The organism is Microbacterium sp. CR_7 (genome assembly GCF_041954755.1).
Taxonomy (GTDB): Bacteria; Actinomycetota; Actinomycetes; order Actinomycetales; family Microbacteriaceae; genus Microbacterium.
Genome location: NZ_JAVAYF010000002.1, coordinates 39,725 through 56,975, shown reverse-complemented (window position 1 = coordinate 56,975; position 17,251 = coordinate 39,725). Strand labels below are relative to the sequence as shown.

At 68.6% G+C, this 17,251-nt stretch carries 23 protein-coding genes; 14 read left to right on the top strand and 9 right to left on the bottom strand.

What is annotated here, in order from left to right; translation table 11 throughout:
- Window positions 1-35 precede the first annotated feature (35 nt).
- The 3 genes from RAC81_RS03535 to RAC81_RS03525 all read left to right on the top strand — a co-directional run bounded on the left by RAC81_RS03535 (window position 36) and on the right by RAC81_RS03525 (window position 2,645).
- Window positions 36-1,079 carry a 4-hydroxy-3-methylbut-2-enyl diphosphate reductase gene (locus RAC81_RS03535; protein WP_375081498.1) on the top strand — a complete coding sequence of 348 codons (1,044 nt, stop codon included), beginning with the start codon at window positions 36-38 and terminating at the stop codon, window positions 1,077-1,079.
- 2 nt (window positions 1,080-1,081) lie between these two features.
- Window positions 1,082-1,870 carry an IclR family transcriptional regulator gene (locus RAC81_RS03530; RefSeq protein WP_375081045.1) on the top strand — a complete coding sequence of 263 codons (789 nt, stop codon included), beginning with the start codon at window positions 1,082-1,084 and terminating at the stop codon, window positions 1,868-1,870.
- 253 nt (window positions 1,871-2,123) lie between these two features.
- Window positions 2,124-2,645 (top strand): DUF6264 family protein, encoded by a 522-nt coding sequence (locus RAC81_RS03525; protein ID WP_375081044.1) that lies wholly within the window; start codon window positions 2,124-2,126, stop codon window positions 2,643-2,645.
- A 64-nt stretch (window positions 2,646-2,709) separates the two neighbouring features.
- Here the strand turns inward: RAC81_RS03525 and fbaA are convergent, their stop codons facing one another.
- Window positions 2,710-3,738 carry a class II fructose-bisphosphate aldolase gene (gene fbaA / locus RAC81_RS03520; RefSeq protein WP_375081043.1) on the bottom strand — a complete coding sequence of 343 codons (1,029 nt, stop codon included), beginning with the start codon at window positions 3,736-3,738 and terminating at the stop codon, window positions 2,710-2,712.
- 182 nt (window positions 3,739-3,920) lie between these two features.
- On the opposite strand from fbaA, the gene glpX reads away from it, so the two are divergent.
- On the top strand, window positions 3,921-4,907 hold the full coding sequence (gene glpX, locus RAC81_RS03515; RefSeq protein WP_251585932.1) for a class II fructose-bisphosphatase: 987 nt from the start codon (window positions 3,921-3,923) through the stop codon (window positions 4,905-4,907).
- A gap of 158 nt (window positions 4,908-5,065) precedes the next feature.
- A complete protein-coding gene (locus RAC81_RS03510) occupies window positions 5,066-5,368 on the top strand; it encodes a hypothetical protein (RefSeq protein WP_375081042.1) in 303 nt (100 codons plus the stop codon).
- 23 nt (window positions 5,369-5,391) lie between these two features.
- Here the strand turns inward: RAC81_RS03510 and RAC81_RS03505 are convergent, their stop codons facing one another.
- Together RAC81_RS03505 and RAC81_RS03500 are read right to left on the bottom strand one after the other, a co-directional pair.
- Entirely contained in the window at window positions 5,392-6,651 is a 1,260-nt protein-coding gene (locus RAC81_RS03505; RefSeq protein ID WP_375081041.1) for a DNA recombination protein RmuC, read from the bottom strand.
- A gap of 71 nt (window positions 6,652-6,722) precedes the next feature.
- Window positions 6,723-7,346, bottom strand: coding sequence for an exonuclease domain-containing protein (locus RAC81_RS03500; RefSeq protein WP_375081040.1), 624 nt, complete (start codon window positions 7,344-7,346; stop codon window positions 6,723-6,725).
- 59 nt (window positions 7,347-7,405) lie between these two features.
- Between RAC81_RS03500 and RAC81_RS03495 the strand changes: the two genes are divergently transcribed.
- The 4 genes from RAC81_RS03495 (at window position 7,406) to RAC81_RS03480 (ending at window position 9,939) form a co-directional block, all read left to right on the top strand.
- A complete protein-coding gene (locus RAC81_RS03495; RefSeq protein ID WP_375081039.1) occupies window positions 7,406-8,146 on the top strand; it encodes a class I SAM-dependent methyltransferase in 741 nt (246 codons plus the stop codon).
- Window positions 8,147-8,182: 36 nt separating this feature from the next.
- Window positions 8,183-9,256 carry a redox-regulated ATPase YchF gene (gene ychF / locus RAC81_RS03490; RefSeq protein ID WP_375081038.1) on the top strand — a complete coding sequence of 358 codons (1,074 nt, stop codon included), beginning with the start codon at window positions 8,183-8,185 and terminating at the stop codon, window positions 9,254-9,256.
- Between the two features lie 94 nt (window positions 9,257-9,350).
- Entirely contained in the window at window positions 9,351-9,632 is a 282-nt protein-coding gene (locus RAC81_RS03485; protein ID WP_375081037.1) for a type II toxin-antitoxin system RelE/ParE family toxin, read from the top strand.
- Window positions 9,619-9,939, top strand: coding sequence for a HigA family addiction module antitoxin (locus RAC81_RS03480; RefSeq protein ID WP_375081036.1), 321 nt, complete (start codon window positions 9,619-9,621; stop codon window positions 9,937-9,939). Before RAC81_RS03485 ends, RAC81_RS03480 begins: the two co-directional genes overlap by 14 nt.
- 92 nt (window positions 9,940-10,031) lie before the next feature.
- On the opposite strand, the gene RAC81_RS03475 is transcribed toward RAC81_RS03480, so the two are convergent.
- The gene (locus RAC81_RS03475) at window positions 10,032-10,913 is read right to left on the bottom strand and encodes a manganese catalase family protein (RefSeq protein WP_375081035.1); all 882 of its coding nucleotides are present in this window, start codon (window positions 10,911-10,913) and stop codon (window positions 10,032-10,034) included.
- Between the two features lie 202 nt (window positions 10,914-11,115).
- On the opposite strand from RAC81_RS03475, the gene RAC81_RS03470 reads away from it, so the two are divergent.
- The 3 genes from RAC81_RS03470 (at window position 11,116) to RAC81_RS03460 (ending at window position 13,752) form a co-directional block, all read left to right on the top strand.
- Entirely contained in the window at window positions 11,116-12,540 is a 1,425-nt protein-coding gene (locus RAC81_RS03470; RefSeq protein ID WP_375081034.1) for a M20/M25/M40 family metallo-hydrolase, read from the top strand.
- Between the two features lie 98 nt (window positions 12,541-12,638).
- A complete protein-coding gene (locus RAC81_RS03465) occupies window positions 12,639-13,199 on the top strand; it encodes an alpha/beta fold hydrolase (RefSeq protein ID WP_375081033.1) in 561 nt (186 codons plus the stop codon).
- A gap of 4 nt (window positions 13,200-13,203) precedes the next feature.
- Window positions 13,204-13,752 carry an isochorismatase family protein gene (locus tag RAC81_RS03460; protein WP_375081032.1) on the top strand — a complete coding sequence of 183 codons (549 nt, stop codon included), beginning with the start codon at window positions 13,204-13,206 and terminating at the stop codon, window positions 13,750-13,752.
- Window positions 13,753-13,756: 4 nt separating this feature from the next.
- On the opposite strand, the gene RAC81_RS03455 is transcribed toward RAC81_RS03460, so the two are convergent.
- The 3 genes from RAC81_RS03455 to RAC81_RS03445 form a co-directional block, all read right to left on the bottom strand.
- On the bottom strand, window positions 13,757-14,101 hold the full coding sequence (locus tag RAC81_RS03455; protein ID WP_375081031.1) for a LysR family transcriptional regulator: 345 nt from the start codon (window positions 14,099-14,101) through the stop codon (window positions 13,757-13,759).
- A gap of 131 nt (window positions 14,102-14,232) precedes the next feature.
- Window positions 14,233-14,532 (bottom strand): Fe-S cluster assembly protein HesB, encoded by a 300-nt coding sequence (locus tag RAC81_RS03450; protein WP_096715219.1) that lies wholly within the window; start codon window positions 14,530-14,532, stop codon window positions 14,233-14,235.
- A 76-nt stretch (window positions 14,533-14,608) separates the two neighbouring features.
- On the bottom strand, window positions 14,609-15,118 hold the full coding sequence (locus RAC81_RS03445) for a GNAT family N-acetyltransferase (protein WP_375081030.1): 510 nt from the start codon (window positions 15,116-15,118) through the stop codon (window positions 14,609-14,611).
- Between the two features lie 102 nt (window positions 15,119-15,220).
- On the opposite strand from RAC81_RS03445, the gene RAC81_RS03440 reads away from it, so the two are divergent.
- Window positions 15,221-15,760 (top strand): Dps family protein, encoded by a 540-nt coding sequence (locus tag RAC81_RS03440; protein WP_375081029.1) that lies wholly within the window; start codon window positions 15,221-15,223, stop codon window positions 15,758-15,760.
- A gap of 22 nt (window positions 15,761-15,782) precedes the next feature.
- Here the strand turns inward: RAC81_RS03440 and RAC81_RS03435 are convergent, their stop codons facing one another.
- A complete protein-coding gene (locus RAC81_RS03435) occupies window positions 15,783-16,307 on the bottom strand; it encodes a DUF6328 family protein (protein WP_375081028.1) in 525 nt (174 codons plus the stop codon).
- An 84-nt stretch (window positions 16,308-16,391) separates the two neighbouring features.
- Here RAC81_RS03435 and RAC81_RS03430 point away from each other — a divergent pair, with 84 nt between their 5' ends.
- Window positions 16,392-16,592, top strand: a complete 201-nt coding sequence (locus tag RAC81_RS03430; protein ID WP_096715215.1) for a hypothetical protein — start codon at window positions 16,392-16,394, stop codon at window positions 16,590-16,592.
- On the opposite strand, the gene RAC81_RS03425 is transcribed toward RAC81_RS03430, so the two are convergent.
- Window positions 16,559-17,158, bottom strand: a complete 600-nt coding sequence (locus RAC81_RS03425; protein ID WP_375081027.1) for a 1-acyl-sn-glycerol-3-phosphate acyltransferase — start codon at window positions 17,156-17,158, stop codon at window positions 16,559-16,561. The two genes, RAC81_RS03430 and RAC81_RS03425, sit on opposite strands and share 34 nt — an antisense overlap.
- Between the last annotated feature and the right edge of the window lie 93 nt (window positions 17,159-17,251).

Genomic DNA, 17,251 nt, shown 5'->3' with positions numbered 1-17,251 from the left:
TGACTTCGACTGCCGTTCATCTCCCGACTCCCCGCATCCCACGAGTACGTGCGGCGGCAGGTCGGCTTCAGGATAACCCGGTGGTCGGACAGAAGCGTGTTCTGCTCGCCGCTCCGCGCGGATACTGCGCCGGCGTCGACCGCGCCGTGGTCGCGGTCGAGAAGGCCCTGGAGCGCTACGGTTCGCCCGTCTACGTGCGCAAGCAGATCGTGCACAACATCCACGTCGTCACCGAGCTCGAGGAGAAGGGCGCGATCTTCGTCGAGGAGGTCGACGAGGTCCCCGAGGGCGCACACGTCGTCTTCAGCGCACACGGAGTGTCGCCCGCGGTCGTGAACGCGGCATCCGATCGAGGACTCCACGCGATCGACGCCACATGCCCCCTCGTCACGAAGGTGCACCGCGAGGCCGTGCGCTTCGCGCGTGACGACTTCGAGATCCTGCTCATCGGCCACGACGGCCACGAGGAGGTCGAGGGCACCGCGGGAGAAGCCCCGGAGCACGTCACCGTCGTGAATTCCCCGGAGGAGGCCGACACGGTCGAGGTGAAGGACCCGTCGAAGGTCGTCTGGCTCTCGCAGACCACGCTGTCGGTCGACGAGACCATGGAGACGGTCAACCGACTGCGCACGCGCTTCCCCGAGCTGCACAATCCGCCGTCCGACGACATCTGCTACGCGACCCAGAACCGTCAGGTCGCGATCAAGAAGGTCGCGAAGGACGCGGATCTCGTGATCGTGGTCGGATCGGCGAACTCCTCGAACAGCGTGCGGCTCGTCGAGGTCGCTCTCGAGTACGGCGCGAAGGCCGCCTACCGCGTGGACTACGCGGAAGAGGTCAAGCAGGAGTGGCTCGACGGCGTCGCCACCGTCGGCGTGACCAGCGGGGCCTCGGTACCCGAGGTGCTCGTGCGCGAGGTGCTCGACGCCCTCGACGGCGCGGGTTACCGGGACGTCGAAGAAGTGAAGACGGCCGAGGAGGACCTGATGTTCTCCCTGCCGAAGGAGTTGCGACAGGATGCCTCGGGTCAGCGCGACTCGCGGGCACTGGGAGGTCGCACGTCCGGCGGAGGCGCATAGCGGTGAACGCCGCCGAGGCGGAGCCGACCCTCATCGGGTCGGTGCAGCGCGCGCTGCGCCTCGTCGACATCGTCGCCAACTCGCCTCGTCCGATGCCGGTGAAGACGCTCTCCGCCCTCACCGGACTCACCACCGGCACGACCTACAACCTCGTGCGCACCCTGATCCACGAGGGATACCTCGCGAGCGAACCCGACGGGTTGGTCCTCGGCACCCGCTTCCCGGCCTTCCAGTCGGAGACCGACGCGCGCGGGGTCTTCCTCGCACGGGTGCGGGCGGCTCTCCGCACGGTCACCGACGAGGTGGGGGCGACCGCCTATCTGTCGCGATATCACGACGGCGAGATGCACCTCGTCGACATCGTGGATGCCGTACGCAACCCGCGCATCGAGCTCTGGGTCGGCCTCGACGCCAGCGCTCACGCGACGGCGCTCGGAAAGCAGATCCTCGCCGACCTCTCCGACGAGGAGCGGCTCGATTATCTCTCCCGGCACCGTCTCGAGGAGCTGACCCCGCGCACGATCAGCGATCGTCGCACCCTGCTCACTCAGCTCGAGCACTCCCCGGGCTTCGCCGTCGATCAGGAGGAGTACGCGATCGGCAACACCTGCGTGGCGGTGCCGGTCGTCGCCCCCAACGTGATGGCGTCTCTGGCCGTCTCGCTGCCCTCCGAGTACGTCGTCGACCGCGGGCTCGTGATGAGGATGCAGCAGATCGCGCGGCGGCTGTCCCTCCAGCTGGGGGCCGAGGTGCTGTCCGACAGCGAGAGCGTTCTCGATTTCTCCATCTGAGGGTTGTTTCACTATCTGAAGAAATCGGCCTGGTGGGCGCAGACGGCAGCTCCTATCATCAAGGTGTAGTCCTCTGTGCGAACGAGGCTACTGGTGTGAGAACGTCCCCAGCGTTCCATCTACCACCAGGACGGCACGTGTCCCCAGCACCGCCGTCCGCGGCCCCGAGGATTCCCCAAGCCTCCGGGGCCGTCATCGTTTCCGGGCGACTCTGCTGGGAGTCGCTCAGAGGCGGCCCGGATAGCATGACGGGATGACCGATCAGCGGCCGCAGTACGGAGAACTCGCCACTCCGGAGGAACAGCGCAAGGCGGCGGGCCTGCCCCCGCTGGATCAGATGCCGGATGCCGTCGTCGCCGCCCCGCCGACCGCCGCCCAGCCGGAATACCCCAGTACGCGAGCGAACCCGGTCGACCGATTCGTCACGGTCGCGCTGCTCGCGTACGGCCTCATCAACGTGGTCCTGACCGCGATCTCGTACCTCGATTTCCCGACCGCGATGAACGAGGTGATGAAGATCGTCGGCGTCGACGGAGAGTTCACCAACATCGCGCAGGGGCGCGTCTGGGGCACCATCGCCGCGATCGTGCTGGTGGTCGGATGGTCTCTGACCGCGGCCGTCTCGCTCCGGCGGCTGCGCAGCAGGCGCCTCAGCTGGTGGGTTCCCCTCGTCGGCGCGGCGATCACGCTGCTGCTCACGTCGATCTGCGCGGCGATCCCGATGATGGGCGACCCCGCCTTCGTCGACTACATCATGAGCACCACCGGACGCTGACCCAGCCCCGGATGCACGGATGCCCCGGCCGAGTCGGCCGGGGCATCCGTCTGTCAGCGGGGAGTCAGCTCTGCGACTGCCCGTACGAGCCGAGCTGACGCGTCGACTCGACCACACGGGCCGCCATCGCGGTCTCGGCGATCTTGCCCCACGCGCGGGGGTCGTACTGCTTCTTGTTGCCGACCTCGCCGTCGACCTTGAGTACGCCGTCGTAGTTCTTGAACATGTAGTCGGCGATCGCACGCGTGTAGGCGTACTGCGTGTCGGTGTCGATGTTCATCTTGATGACGCCGTTGGCGACCGCGAGCGCGATCTCCTCGTCGGTCGACCCGGACCCGCCGTGGAAGACGAGGTCGAGCGGCTTGGGGCCCGTGTTGTACTTCGCTGCCACCTGCTCCTGGATCTCGCCCAGGAGCTCCGGACGCAGCTTCACGCCACCCGGCTTGTAGACGCCGTGGACGTTTCCGAAGGTGAGGGCGGCGATGTAGCGGCCCTGCTCGCCGAGGCCCAGCGCCTGCACGGCCTGGTCGACGTCGGCGAAGGTCGTGTAGAGCGCCTCGTTGGAGCCCTCGTGTGCGACGCCGTCCTCCTCGCCGCCGACGACGCCGATCTCGATCTCAAGGATCGCGTTGATGGCCTTCATGCGGGGAAGGAGGTCTTTCGCGATCTCGATGTTCTCGGCGAGCGGCACGGCCGAGCCGTCCCACATGTGCGACTGGAAGATCGGGTTGCGGCCGGCCTTCACCTCTTCCTCGGATGCCGCGATGAGCGGCTCGACGAAGCCGGCGAGGGCGTCCTTCGGGCAGTGGTCGGTGTGCAGCGCCACGGTGACGGGGTAGTTCTTGGCGACCTCGGTCGCGTAGCGCGCGAAAGCGAGAGCGCCGGTGGCGCGGGCCTTGACGGTGTGGCCGGCGAAGTAGTCGGCACCGCCCGTGGTGACCTGGATGATGCCGTCGGAGCCGGCCTCGGTCAGTCCCTGCAGGACAGAGTTGATCGTCTGCGAGCTGGAGACGTTGAATGCGGGGTACGCGAAGCCGCCGGCCTTCGCGCGGTCGAGCATTTCGGCGTACTGATCCGGGGTGGCGACGGGCATGAGAACTCCTGCGATAGGTGAAGCCGGGACAGCTGTCACTCTATCGGGGTCGATGTTCGGATGCTGTCGAGGGCGTCATGCCGACGGTCGCTCCCTGCCCTGGCGTTAAGAATCGCGATTCCTTCTGGCGCGAGGCACCGAAAACCGGCTCGCTGTCATCGCTCCGTAGCTAGGCTGACCGCATGGTGAGTCTGACGGCCGATCTGAGCCCCCTGCGTCCCGACCGAAATCTCGCAATGGAACTGGTGCGCGCCACCGAGGCGGCGGCGATCCGAGCTGTTCCCTTCATCGGTCGCGGCGCCAAGGAGGCGGCTGACGGTGCGGCGGTCGACGCGATGCGCGCGTTCCTCGGCACGGTGGCGTTCCAGGGTCGGGTCGTGATCGGCGAGGGGGAGAAGGACAACGCCCCGATGCTGTTCAACGGCGAGGTCGTCGGAACCGGCACGGGTCCCGAGTGCGATATCGCCGTGGATCCGATCGACGGCACCTCGCTGACCGCCGCCGGACGTCAGAACGCGCTCTCGGTGATCGCGGTGTCCGACCGAGGATCGATGCTCGACGCCTCGAGCGTCTTCTACATGGACAAGCTCGTCACCGGCCCCGCCGGCGTCGGCGTCGTCGACATCCGCCTGCCGATCGGCGAGAACATCCGCAAGCTCGCCGGTGCGCTGGGAAAGCCGGTCGACGAGATCGTCGTGTCGGTGCTGAACCGGCCGCGGCACGAGAAGCTCATCCAGGAGATCAGGGATGCCGGCGCCGGTACCCGCCTGATGAGCGACGGCGATGTGGCCGGCGGCATCAACGCCGCGCGACACGCCGCGCGGACTGACATGTGCGTCGGTGTCGGCGGCAGCCCGGAGGGGATCGTCACCGCGTGCGCTATCAAGGCTCTGGGTGGGCACATCCAGGGGCGTCTGTGGCCCCGCGACGACGACGAGCGCCAGCGCGGCATCGACGCCGGGCTGGACATGGACAAGGTGTACGAGGCCGACGACCTCGTGCGCGGGGACAACACGATCTTCGTGGCGACGGGCGTCACCGACGGTCAGCTCGTCGCTGGCGTCCGCCGCGAGCACGGGTACATCTACACCGAGAGCGTCGTGCTGCGCGGGGCCTCGGGAACACTGCGTCGCATCGCTTCTGAGCACCTCGTCTCGAAGTGGCTGTGACCTGATCGCCGCTGCGTCGTCGGGGCATCGTTACCGAGCCGGTATGCCCTGACGGCGACCCGGCGCCGAGCTTTCCTGCGGGGTCGTGTCACAATTGACCCTGGGTTTGTCGCCGTCGACGGAGCCGCCAGGCACCGCAGGCACAGGAGGGCGAACAGATGGCAACGCAGCAGACGAGTGGTTCTCAGGCCGCGCGGACGAAGATCGTCACCACCAACACAGGTCGCATCCTGCGCGTGAACGTCGACGAGATGTCGGCACCGGGAGCCGCGGCCCCTGCGGCAACGCCTCCCAGAGCGCCGTCGCCGGTCGTCACCGATCCCGCGCGCCGGGCCGACGTGCTCTTCCGCAAGCGCCGCGACGAAGGTCACGAGCTCAGCTCGTGGTGGATGATCGGTGCGTTCGTGGTCACGAGCGGTCTCGTGATCCTGCTGATGAGCGGCGTGCCCGGCGTCGCCTGACCCGGACACCCCGGACCCGGGATTCAGTCCCTGCCCCGGTCGCCTCCCCCTTCCAGGCGCGAACGGACCTCGCCCACGTCCGCGAACAGCGAATCGTCGACGGGCTCGCCGTCGCCGACCAGCTCGGGTGCGGTGAATCGTCGCGTCTGCGTGGTCACACCCTTCGGTGACTCGGCCAGCCCGGTCGTGTCGATGCCGGGGAACTGCCGCGCCGTCACGAGCACCCGGCTCTCGAGCGAACCGGCGAAGCGGTTGTAGCTCTCGACCGTGCGCTCCAGAGCGCGACGCAGATCGTCGGCGTGCCCCGCCACGACGCCGAGGCGGTCGTACAGCTGCGTGCCCAGTGCGAGCAGGGCGCGTGCCTCGGTCGAGACCTCTTGCTGAGTCCAGGTGTAGGCGACCGTCTTGAGCACCGCCCAGAGGTTGACCGGCGAGGCCAGCGCGACGCGACGGCCGAAGGCGTAGTCGAGCAGGGTGGGGTCCTCGTCGATGGCTGCGGACAGCAGGGATTCGCTCGGCAGGAAGCAGATCACGAACTCGGGGCCCGACTCGAGCCCCGACCAGTACGCCTTCCTTGCGAGAGCGTCGATGTGCGCGCGCACCGCCTTGACGTGCTTCTGCATGTGCGCTCGTCGCTGCGCCTCGTGCGCATCGCCCACCGGGAGTGCCGACGCTTCGAGGAACGCGTCGAGCGGGACCTTCGCGTCGACCGGGATCGACGCGCCGCCCGCCAGACGGATCACCATGTCGGGGCGCCCCTGACCGCGGTCGGAGGCGATGGTCGTCTGCAGGTCGAAGTCGACGTGCCGGGTGAGTCCGGCCGCCTCGACGACACGCCGCAGCTGGGTCTCGCCCCAGACGCCGCGCGTCGCGGTCGAGCGGAGCGCTCCGGCAAGAGACTCGGTCGTCGCACGCAGCGCCTCATCGGACTCCTGCGCCCGCCGCAGCTGCTCGGCCAGCGAGCCGAACTGCTCATGGCGCTCCTGCTCCATGGCCGACACCTTCGTCTGCATCTGTCGCAGACTCTCGCGCACCGGTGCGAGGGCCGTGAGAACGGCGTTCTGCTGCTGCACGCGCTCGGCCTCGGCCCGCTGCGCCGAGCGCGAGTGATCGACGGCATCCCGGTACAGGTCGTACTGTCGGTCGCGGTCGTCACGCAGGGCGGCGAGCTCGGCCTCGGCGCGCGCGAGGTCGACGCCGCCGCGAGCGGCGCGCAGCACCCATCCTCCTGCGGCGCCGAGCAGCAGCGCCACCAGCAGGAGAACGATCGTGAGAGCATCCATGGCTCCATGGTGCCCGCGGCCTCCGACATTCCCCGGCACGACCCGGCGATCGGGCGAGGGAGGAGTAGGCGTCAGGCGACCGCGAGGTCCTGCGCGGCGACGAGCGCCTCGGCCGGGCGCGGCTGCGGTGCACGAGGAGTCGTCACCCGCAGGCTGAGAGCCTCCGCGAGGGAGAACACGTCGGGCGCGGCCAGGCGCTGCGCGGCATCCATCACGATGTGCGCGCAGGCCAGTGCATCCGCGAGGGCGTCGTGGTGGGAGAAACCGGTGAACCCGGCCGCCTCGGCGGCCTTCGGCAGCCGATACGACTCGAGGTCGTAGACCTTCCTCGCCACCTGCAGGCTGCAGAGCGATCGATACGGAGGGCAGTCGAGGCCCGTGGCCTCCGACGCTCGCCGGAGGACGTTGAGGTCGAAGCCGGCGTTGTGCGCCACGAGCACGTCGGAGCCGGCGAACTCGCACAGGGCGGCGAACTGATCGATCCAGGACGCGGCCGAAACGACGTCCTGCGCACGGATCCCGTGGATCCTCACGTTCCATTCCTGGAACTCGTCGTGTCCCGCAGGCGGGCGGATCAGCCACCCCGCTGTGGCGACGACGCGACCGTCGCGGACTCGGACGAGTCCGACGGAGCAGGCGGAGGCGGGGCTGGAGTTCGCCGTCTCGAAGTCGATCGCGGTGAAGTCCAGGGGCACGACTCCACTCTCTCCCTCGGCGCTCGGGCCGCGAGGAGGACGCGCCGTAGGCTGACGACATGAGCGATGGACTGTCGACATCCTTCGGCGCCGAGGCGCACAACTACGAGCTGGGGCGACCCGACTATCCGTTCGAGGCGGTCGCCTGGATGCTGGAGACGCTGCCCGCCGACTCGCACCGCATCGCCGACATCGGTGCCGGAACAGGCAAGCTCACACGTGTTCTCGCGAAGGCGCCGGATGCCGAGATCGTCGCGGTCGATCCGGATGCCGAAATGCTCGCCGCTCTGCGCCGAGCGATCCCCGGGGTGCCGACGTTCGTCGGAACCGCCGAGAAGCTGCCCCTCCCGGACGTCAGTCTCGACGCCGTCGTGCTCGGCCAGGCCTGGCACTGGGTCGATCCGGTGCGCGGCTCGGCGGAGATCGGGCGTGTGCTGCGCGACGGGGGCGTGCTCGGACTGATCTGGAACATCCGCGACGAACGCGTCGACTGGGTGCGCCGCCTCACCGCGATCATGCACGGCAGCCACGCCGAGGTCATGCTCGCTGACGGCGGCCCCGAGGTGGCGCCGCCGCTGGGTCCGCTCGAAGAGCAGACATGGGAATGGGTGCGTCCGATCACGCGCGACCTTCTGCACCGCATGGCGTCTTCACGCAGCTACATCATCACCGCGCCGGACGACGAGAAGCAGCGCATCCGCCGCGACTTGGACGCGCTGTTCGACGAGCTCGGACTCGAGGGCGACGCGACGATCGACCTGCCGTACGTGACCAGGGCGTTCCGCAGCCTCAAGGGCTGACGGGACGAGTCCGGGCGGCGGGTAGACTCGTACCCCGTGGCTCTCACTATCGGCATCGTCGGCCTGCCCAACGTCGGCAAGTCCACCCTCTTCAACGCTCTGACCAAGAACGACGTGCTCGCGGCGAACTACCCGTTCGCGACGATCGAGCCGAACGTCGGCGTGGTGAACCTGCCCGATCCGCGGCTCGACAAGCTCGCCGAGATCTTCCACAGCGAGCGCATCCTGCCCGCCGCCGTGTCGTTCGTCGACATCGCCGGCATCGTGCGCGGTGCGAGTGAGGGGGAGGGGCTCGGCAACAAGTTCCTCGCGAACATCCGCGAGGCCGACGCGATCGCTCAGGTCGTCCGGGGATTCGCCGACGACGACGTCGTGCACGTCGACGGGGCCGTGAACCCGGCATCCGACATGGAGACGATCAACGCCGAGCTGATGCTCGCTGACCTCGAGACCGTCGACCGGGCCATCACCCGGTACGAGAAGGAAGTGCGGGGCAAGAAGATCGAGCCGGTCGTGCTCGAGACGGCGAAGGCAGCGAAGGATGCGCTGGAGCGCGGCATCCTGCTCTCCACCAGCGGACTCGACCTCACCCCGATCCGCGAGCTCGGACTCCTCACGTCGAAGCCCGTCATCTTCGTCTTCAACGTCGACGAGGGCGTGCTCACCGACACCGCCCGCAAGGAGGAGCTGGCCGCGCTCGTCGCTCCCGCGAAGGCGATCTTCCTCGACGCGAAGATCGAGTCGGAGCTCAAGGACCTCGACCCTGAGGATGCCGCGGAGCTGCTCGCCTCGACCGGCCAGGACGAGTCCGGTCTCGACCAGCTCGCCCGCATCGGGTTCGACACGCTGGGCTTGCAGACCTACCTGACCGCGGGGCCGAAAGAGGCGCGGGCCTGGACGATCCCCAAGGGGTCGAAGGCGCCGCAGGCCGCCGGCGTCATCCACACCGATTTCGAGAAGGGCTTCATCAAGGCGGAGATCGTCTCGTTCGACGACCTCGTCGAGACCGGATCCGTCGTCGAGGCCCGCGCCAAGGGCAAGGCCCGCCTCGAGGGTAAGGACTACGTTATGCAGGACGGCGACGTCGTGGAGTTCCGCTTCAACAACTGAGGCGCCGGTCGTTCGATGGACGCGCATCCCGCGACCTGGAGGATTCCGATATAACGCGTTGCGTTAATAACGGGTTACGTTATAGCCTTCATGAGTGATCAGGTCGTTCGGCAGCAAGGACACCGAGCGGCTCTGGCGGCGGGAGCGCGTCGCTTCGCTCGATCCTCGGATACAGCGCGTCGCCTTGCGCAAGCTTCGGCAACTCGGAGCGGCGGAGGTCCTCGACGACCTCCGCACCCCGCCAGGAAATCGCCTCGAGGCGCTGAAAGGCAATCGAGCAGGACAACACAGCATCAGGATCAATGACCAGTGGCGAATCTGTTTCGAATGGACGGACGCCGGACCGGAGGAGGTGGAGATCGTTGACTACCACTGAGTCATCGAGTACCACTGAGAAGCTGGCACCCATCCACCCTGGTGAGGTACTGATGGAGGACTTCATCCAGGGGTTCGGCATCACGCAGAACAAGCTCGCCGTCTCGATCGGCGTGCCGCCCCGACGCATCAACGAGATCGTGCACGGAAAACGCGCCATCACGGCCGACACGGCGCTGCGCCTGGGGAGGTACTTCGGGGTGTCTGCGCAGTTCTGGCTGAATCTGCAGACGCAGTACGAGCTCGACCTCGCCGAGGATCGCGTCGCGGACCAGATCGCCGCCATCACCCCCCTGCGGGTCGCCTGACCCGGCGCCCCACAGCGCCGCGCCCGGGGGTCGCCCCCTCGACCGGATCCGCATCCGGTCGAGAGGGTGCAGGAGCGTCCGACGTCCTCGCGTCACTCCTTGTTCATGGCGTCCTGGGCGGCTCCCGCGACCTTCTCCACGACGTTCGGCATGTCTGTCGTGCCGTAGAACCGCGCGTCGGGGCGGGTGGGCGGCGGCATGACCGCCGTCGTCGTCGGGCCGTCGTGGTAGCTGAACTCGCCCTTGCCGTCCGGCGTCGGCCCGCTCGCCCAGGATCCTTCGGCGGCTGCCGCCCCGTCGCTGAAGTTGAGGTACTGGTACGAGACCTCGCGGTGCTCCTTGCCCAGCGGGAAGTTGCTCGGCACCGGCAGCTCCTCGGCTCCCTCGGCCTTGAGCTCCTCGACCGCCGCGAGCCACTGGTTCTGGTGCATCGTGTCGCGGGCGAGCAGGAAGCCCAGCATGTCCCGGATACCGTGGTCGTCGGTCATGTGGTACAGCCGCGCGACCTGCACGCGCCCCTGCATCTCGGCGTTGGCGTTGGCCATGAAATCGGCGAGCAGGTTGCCGCTCGACGTGATGTACGAGCCCTGCCAGGGGTTGCCGTTGCTGTCGACCGGGCGGGCGCCTGCGCCGGCGACGATGCCCTGCTGCACGTCGGTGCCGCCGACGACGGCGGCGACGGTCGGGTCGTCCTGCACGGCATCCTCCGTGATGCCGAGCGGTGCCTTCTCGAGCAGCTGCGCGATCATCACCGCGAGCATCTCGACATGGCCCATCTCCTCCGCGCCGATGCCGAACACCAGATCGCGGTACTTTCCGGGGATGTGCATGTTCCAGGCCTGGAACTGGTACTGCAGTGCGACGGTGATCTCGCCGTACTGTCCGCCGAGCACCTCCTGCAGCTTTCGCGCATAGACGGCATCCGGGGCCTCGGGTGTCGCGGAGAACTGGAGCTCCTGTCGATGGAAGAACATGGTGCGCCTTTCTGATCGTCTGTCGGTGGACTGGCCATGCAACGCTCGTGACCCCGGATCACGAGGGGGGTTTTCAGATCGGCTCATCCCTGCGACAATCGCGCGCCCGCCCGTCGACTGCTTCTCCGTGGTCGTGTAGCGGGGTCCGCCGGCCCGCGTCAAGCCCGAAGCGCGGGGAACGGCAGAGGGCCAGGGTGGCCGCATGGACGACACGGAACCGCGCGCGGCAGACGACCAGGCCAGCGACGGGATCGCTTCGTACCTGGAGGATGTCGCGGGCGACATCCTCGATCGGCTCTCCGCCTGGGTGATGATCCCCTCCGTGTCGGCGGATCCCGACCGTCGGATGGACATGACGCGATCGGCGCACTGGATCGCCGGCGAGATGCGTGACGCCGGGCTCGAGACGACGTTGCTGCCGACGGGGGATTCCTTCGCGGTGCTCGGCGAGAGACTGGTCGACCCCGAGGCGCCCACGATCCTGGTCTACAGTCATCACGACGTGCGGCACGCGAAGCCCGAGGAATGGAGCGAGACGGCGCCGTTCACACCTGCGCTCCGTGACGGGCGTCTCTACGGGCGCGGGGCGTCGGACGCGAAGGGGCAGGTGCTCGCGCACGTCTGGGGGTTGCGAGCGTTCGACGCCTGCGGCGGTCTGCCTCTGAACGTGAAACTGCTCATCGACGGCGAGGAGGAGATCGGCTCACCGAACCTCGAGGCGCTGCTCCGGGAGCACCGCGATCGGCTCGCCTGCGACGCGATCGTCTTCTCCGACACGATCCAGTGGCGCGATGACGCGCCGGCTCCGGTCACCTCGATGCGCGGCACCCTCACCGCCACGCTGACCGTCATGGGACCGGAGCGCGACGTGCACAGCGGGGTCGCGTCAGGCGTGACCCTGAATCCGTCGCTGACCCTGGCGCGCATCCTCGCGGGAATGCACGACGACGCGGACCGAATCGCCATCCCCGGCTTCTACGACGGGGTCGCCGCCGTGTCTCCGGAGAGACGCCGGGAGCTGGGTGAGCTCCCGTTCGATGAAGACGTCTGGCTCGAACGCACGGAGACGCGAGTGATCACGGGCGAGGCGGGGTACACCGTTCCCGAGCGACTGTGGGTGCGGCCGGCCATCGAGGTGATCTCCCTGCTCGCGGGGGATCCGACCGGGATCGAACGGTCGGTCATCCCGCGTGAGGCGACGGCCTCACTCAGCATCCGCACCGTTCCCGATCAAAGCAACCACGACGTCGCGGATCGCCTCCGAGAGTACGTCGCCGCGGCGATGCCCGTCGGAGCCGCGTACGAGCTGACGGTCGACGAGCGCATCGCGCAGGAACCGTACGCGTCACCGCGAGGCGTGATGCTGGATGCCCTCGAGCTCGCTCTCGCCCGCGGCTACGGAACCGAGGTGCGCGGACGCATGGGCAACGCCGGGGGAGGGCCTGCGGACCTGCTGTCGCAGGAACTGGGAGCGTCGGTCACGTTCCTCGGAACGGGGCTGCCCGAAGACCATTGGCACGCCAGCGACGAGAGCGTGGACGTACGGATGCTGCTGCAGGGCGCAGCCACGATCGCTCACCTCTGGCGGGAGATCGCGCGCCGAGGGAGATCCGCTCTGCGCGAGTGAGCGGGATACGCTGGAGGACGAGGGATGACGGCGACGGACGAGCGCGTCGCCGCGAGCCCCTCGTCACCCACTGAGACGGCACGAGGAGAACCACGCCCATGACCGACACCCAGATCTTCGAGCCCGACGGCCGCGCGATCCCGTTCGCCGACGAGGGCGACGGTCCGGTCAAGCTGGTCCTGATCCAGGAGCAGGGGCTTGCCGCCGACGTGCTGGGTGTCGCCGCGCACTACCTCGCCGAGGAGGCTGGCTTCCACGTGCTGCGCATCGGACACCGTGCGGGCGACGCGACTCTCGAGGAACGCGTCGAGGATGCCGTCGCCGTGATCGACCACGTCGGCATCGACGACACCTGGGTCGGCGGTCACGGGTTCGGCGGCACGATCGCCCGCGCCCTCGTCGCCGCTCACACCGACCGCGCGAACGGCCTGCTGCTGCTCGGCGTGGAGGACGTCGACATCCCGGTCGCACCGGCGATCCCCGTGCTGATCGTGCAGGGCACGGAAGACACCGACACCCCGCCCGCGAACGCCGAAGCGCTGCAGGCGAGCGTTCCGGACCGCTCCACCATCAAGACCATCGCCGGCGACCACCTCTTCCCGGTGCATCACCCGATCGAGACCGGAGTGATCATCGAGGAGTACCTCGACTGGGACTGACATCGTGGCCGCGTCAGGACGACACAGCGAGCGGACCGTCGTGCTCGTGATCGACATGCAGGTCGGCGTGATGACCGGCTGCGCCGACGAGCACGGCGTTCTCGCGCGTGCGGATGCCCTGGTCCGTCGCGCACGCGACCTGGGGACGCCCGTAGTGTGGGTGCTCCACGATCCGGTCGGCGTCGGGACCCCGGACTGGGAGCTCGCCGCACCGCTGCGCCGCGTCGAGGGCGAGTCATTGATCCAGAAGGACTACCGCGACTCCTTCGCCGAGACCGCACTGCGCGAGGTGCTCGACGGACTCGGAGCGACGCGTCTGGTGATCGCCGGCGCCCAGTCGGACTTCTGCGTCCGCACGACCATGCAGCGCGCGGCCGCCGACGGCTATGACGTCGCTCTGGTGAGTGACGCGCACACCACGGTCGGGACGCAATGGGATGGTGTTGCGATCTCGGGCGAGCAGATCGTCGCGCACACGAACATGTACTTCTCGGGGCTCCGATACCCGGGGCAGAGCTTCGAGCTCGAGACGCACGACGCCGTCCGGCTGTGACGGCTCAGCGCCCCTGACGCTTCTTGTAGGGCTTGGGCTGACCCTTGACGATCGGCGCGCGTCCCTTGCCCTTCGACGCCTTCGCCTTGCCGCCGGCCGGGGCCACGGTCTTCGGCGCGGGCGGGGGAGCGGCCGCGACAGCGGCCTGCGCCTCCGCGAGGAACAGGGTGCCGACGTTCGTCAGCCGCGGGGTGCCCTCGCGGTTGATGAGGGTGTGGCCCACCTCGGCCTCGAGCTTGTCGAGCGACGTATACAGCGAGGCCAGGGGGATGCCGAGTTGCTCGGCCGCCCGGGGGAAGTGCAGCGTCTCGGCGAGCACCACGTAACGGCGCAGCAGCGCGATCTTCATTCGGGTTCGCCTCCTCGGCGGTGCTCGGTCTCCTCCCAACCTACGCGACGCGCCCGTCGGGTGCGCCGCGCCCCGGACACACGGATGCCGCGGCTCGACGAGCCGCGGCATCCGGGATGACACTGGTGAGGTCAGGCGACCTGGCTGAGAACGGCGAAGGACACCGCGCCCTCGTCGTCTACGCCGGCGTCGAGCACCTTGTCGTCGAGCGCGGCGGCCGCGGTCTCGTCGAGGAACAGGCGGGTGCCGGAGACCTCGACGACCTGGTCGGCCGGCTCCGGATCGGGTGCGACGAGCACCGCGAGACGGGCGCCGCCGTCGGGTCCGGGGTCAGGCGTCGAGTGGATGCGAAGACCGGCATCTGCGGCGTCGGTCTGACGGCTGACGAGGGTGTTCACGATGGCGGTTGCGTTGTCGGTGAGGGTGAGCACGAGACTCTCCTTCCGGTTGCGGACACGAGGCGGTCGCGACGTGTCCGGGCCACGATTCCGAACCTCGCCGGAGGTCTCAACCCGACGCGCCCGGTTCAGAGGGTTCTCCCACCGGATGCAGAGGTTTGCGCAGGAACACCTGGTCGGTGCCGTCGCCCTGCGGGATGCGGGCGCTCTCCGCGTACCCGCACGCCTCGTACAGGCGGATGTTCGCCTCGCTGAGGCTCCCCGTGAACAGCTCGGCGGTCTCCGCGGACGACGCTTCCTCGGCGGCAGCCAAGAGCGTCCGGCCGATGCCCTCTCCCTGCATGTCGGGGGCGATCGCGATACGGCCGATCAACAGCATCCGCGCGTCCTCCGCGAACCGGATGGCCCCGACCAGTCGACCGCCGATGCGCGCGCCGAGGCCCGAACCCGACCGCAGCTCCGCCTCGACCTCGGCCAGCGTCTGCGTCAGCGGGGGCATGTCGGCGCTGCCGTAGATCTGAGCCTCCGAGACGAAGGCGGCGCGCTGCAGCGTCATCACCTCGCCGGCATCCGCTGCGCTCAGCGGCGCGATCTCGATCTGCTCGTTCGTTTCTGTCATTCGTGACCTCCGCACGCCACCCTCGGCGGTGCGGGGAGCGAGTGTCAACCCCCTCGATCGCGAGGGATCATCCCGGCTATCGTCGCCGGCAGGAGGACACACATGGCTGAGAAGAAGAGCACCGGCACCGCGGCGAACAAGCGCGGTGCGAAGACCACCCGCCGTCAGAACGCGGAGAAGGGATTCACCGCGTCGCCCACGCTCGCGGCGAACCTGCAGACCGTGCTGGTCGACCTGATCGAGCTGTCCCTGCAGGGCAAGCAGGCGCACTGGAACGTGGTCGGACGCAATTTCCGCGACACGCACCGTCAACTCGACGAGATCATCGACGCGGCCCGCACGTTCAGCGACACGGTCGCCGAGCGGATGCGCGCGCTGCATGCCGTTCCCGACGGCCGCACCGACACGATCGCGGAGACGACCTCCCTTCCCGCCTTCCCGATGGGCGAGGTGTCGACCGAGGACACGATCGACCTCATCACCGCGCGTCTGGAGGCGGCGATCGCCACGATGCGCGATGTGCACGACGCGGTCGACGAGGAGGACCCCACCTCGGCCGACATCCTGCACGCCGTGCTGGAGAGCCTCGAGCAGTTCGCGTGGATGGTCAGCGCGGAGAACCGCACGCCCGCGGGCAACTGAGAATCGCGAGACGGGCTCGGACTCATCTGTCGCGGATGTCGCTCCGAGCCCGTCGAACGAGGGTCGGCATCGCGACCCACAGCCCGACAATCACCACGACCGAGGCGATGAGCGCGATGAGACCGGCCGAGCGGTTGACGGTGAAGTCGATGATGAGGGTCGTCACTCCCACCGTGAGCGCGGCGATGACGATCAGATCGATCCGCACGATCCGAGCCGCCACCCGCACGAGCTGCGGCTTGCGTTGCCGACCGAACAGCGCCCTGTGCATCCCGACCGGTGCGAGTGCGAGGATGGTCGCGAGAGCTGCCAGGCCGACGAGCACGACGTAGACGTCGCGCTGGAAGGCGTCCATGTCCTCGAAGCGAGGCTGGAATGCGACCGCGAGGAGGAAGCCCGTGAGGATCTGCGTGCCGGTCTGCATCACGCGGAGTTCTTGCAGCAGCTCGTCCCAGTTGCGATCGGCGCGCTCGTTGACCGTCTCATCCCGACCGTCTGCGCGGTCGTCGCGTTCGATCGGGTGCAGCGAGCGGTCTTCCGAATCCATGTCGACAGTTTCCCGGTCGCCGCTCACTGCTGTCCAGACTCTTGACCTGTCCGCCGCAAACCCGCCCGTGGAGGGAGACCCCAGATGACTCTGCCGCCGATCAGGGAGTGGTGGAACGAGCTCTCAGACGAGGCGAGGCTCGGTGTCTTCGAGCACGCGCCGCACGTGGGAGAGATCGCCAGGGAGGAGATCCGCGAGATCACCGGTGCGGTCGTCGGGATGGCCGAGACCCTCACCGACGACGACCTCGATTACGCGCGGTCCGAGACGTCGAAAGAGGTCTGATCCGTCTCTTCGCGGAGCCTCGGCTCGCGCCGGCGCTCGGGGCGCAGCCCCGCCTTGTCGGAGTAGAAGGCGCGGATGCGGTCCATGTCGGCGCCGACGCGGCCGGTCAGCTCGATGGTCGGCCCGAGCCCGGTGGTCATCGTCGTGCGGTCGACGAACCCCAGCGTCACCGGCATGCCCGTCTCACGGGCGATCCGGTAGAAGCCCGACTTCCAGTAGCCTGTCGCGCTGCGCGTGCCGTCGGGAGTGACGACGAGACCGAAGACCTCGCCCTGATGCACGCGCGCGACCACGTCGCCGACCACGCGTGCGGGGTCGGAGCGATCCACGGGAATGCCGCCGAGGCGACGCATGATCGGACCCCGCCACCCTCGGAACAGGCTGCTCTTGCCCAGCCAGCGCACATCGATGCCGAGGCGCCATGCGATCGCGAGCATGAGCACGAAGTCCCAGTTGGAGGTGTGCGGGGCGCCGATCAGCACGGTAGGGCGGGTGGGCACCGCCTCGACGGTCAGGGTCCAGCGGCTGAGCGCCCAATAGAGGCGGGCGAGGAGTCGGGTCACCATGCTTTCAACGCTAGGGGAGCGGACTGTCGATTCCCTGGCGGTTGACACGCTCCCGCTCGGTATGCGGGCATGCGGTCGGTGGCGTGGGTGAGG

Excerpts from the sequence above, each read along its gene's own strand:
- RAC81_RS03525 (WP_375081044.1), top strand. The coding sequence starts at position 2,124 with ATGACCGATCAGCGGCCGCAGTACGGAGAACTCGCCACTCCGGAGGAA.
- fbaA (WP_375081043.1), bottom strand. The coding sequence starts at position 3,738 with ATGCCCGTCGCCACCCCGGATCAGTACGCCGAAATGCTCGACCGCGCG.
- glpX (WP_251585932.1), top strand. The coding sequence starts at position 3,921 with ATGGTGAGTCTGACGGCCGATCTGAGCCCCCTGCGTCCCGACCGAAAT.
- RAC81_RS03510 (WP_375081042.1), top strand. The coding sequence starts at position 5,066 with ATGGCAACGCAGCAGACGAGTGGTTCTCAGGCCGCGCGGACGAAGATC.
- RAC81_RS03505 (WP_375081041.1), bottom strand. The coding sequence starts at position 6,651 with ATGGATGCTCTCACGATCGTTCTCCTGCTGGTGGCGCTGCTGCTCGGC.
- RAC81_RS03495 (WP_375081039.1), top strand. The coding sequence starts at position 7,406 with ATGAGCGATGGACTGTCGACATCCTTCGGCGCCGAGGCGCACAACTAC.
- RAC81_RS03475 (WP_375081035.1), bottom strand. The coding sequence starts at position 10,913 with ATGTTCTTCCATCGACAGGAGCTCCAGTTCTCCGCGACACCCGAGGCC.
- RAC81_RS03470 (WP_375081034.1), top strand. The coding sequence starts at position 11,116 with ATGGACGACACGGAACCGCGCGCGGCAGACGACCAGGCCAGCGACGGG.
- RAC81_RS03465 (WP_375081033.1), top strand. The coding sequence starts at position 12,639 with ATGACCGACACCCAGATCTTCGAGCCCGACGGCCGCGCGATCCCGTTC.
- RAC81_RS03455 (WP_375081031.1), bottom strand. The coding sequence starts at position 14,101 with ATGAAGATCGCGCTGCTGCGCCGTTACGTGGTGCTCGCCGAGACGCTG.
- RAC81_RS03445 (WP_375081030.1), bottom strand. The coding sequence starts at position 15,118 with ATGACAGAAACGAACGAGCAGATCGAGATCGCGCCGCTGAGCGCAGCG.
- RAC81_RS03440 (WP_375081029.1), top strand. The coding sequence starts at position 15,221 with ATGGCTGAGAAGAAGAGCACCGGCACCGCGGCGAACAAGCGCGGTGCG.
- RAC81_RS03435 (WP_375081028.1), bottom strand. The coding sequence starts at position 16,307 with ATGGATTCGGAAGACCGCTCGCTGCACCCGATCGAACGCGACGACCGC.
- RAC81_RS03430 (WP_096715215.1), top strand. The coding sequence starts at position 16,392 with ATGACTCTGCCGCCGATCAGGGAGTGGTGGAACGAGCTCTCAGACGAG.
- RAC81_RS03425 (WP_375081027.1), bottom strand. The coding sequence starts at position 17,158 with ATGGTGACCCGACTCCTCGCCCGCCTCTATTGGGCGCTCAGCCGCTGG.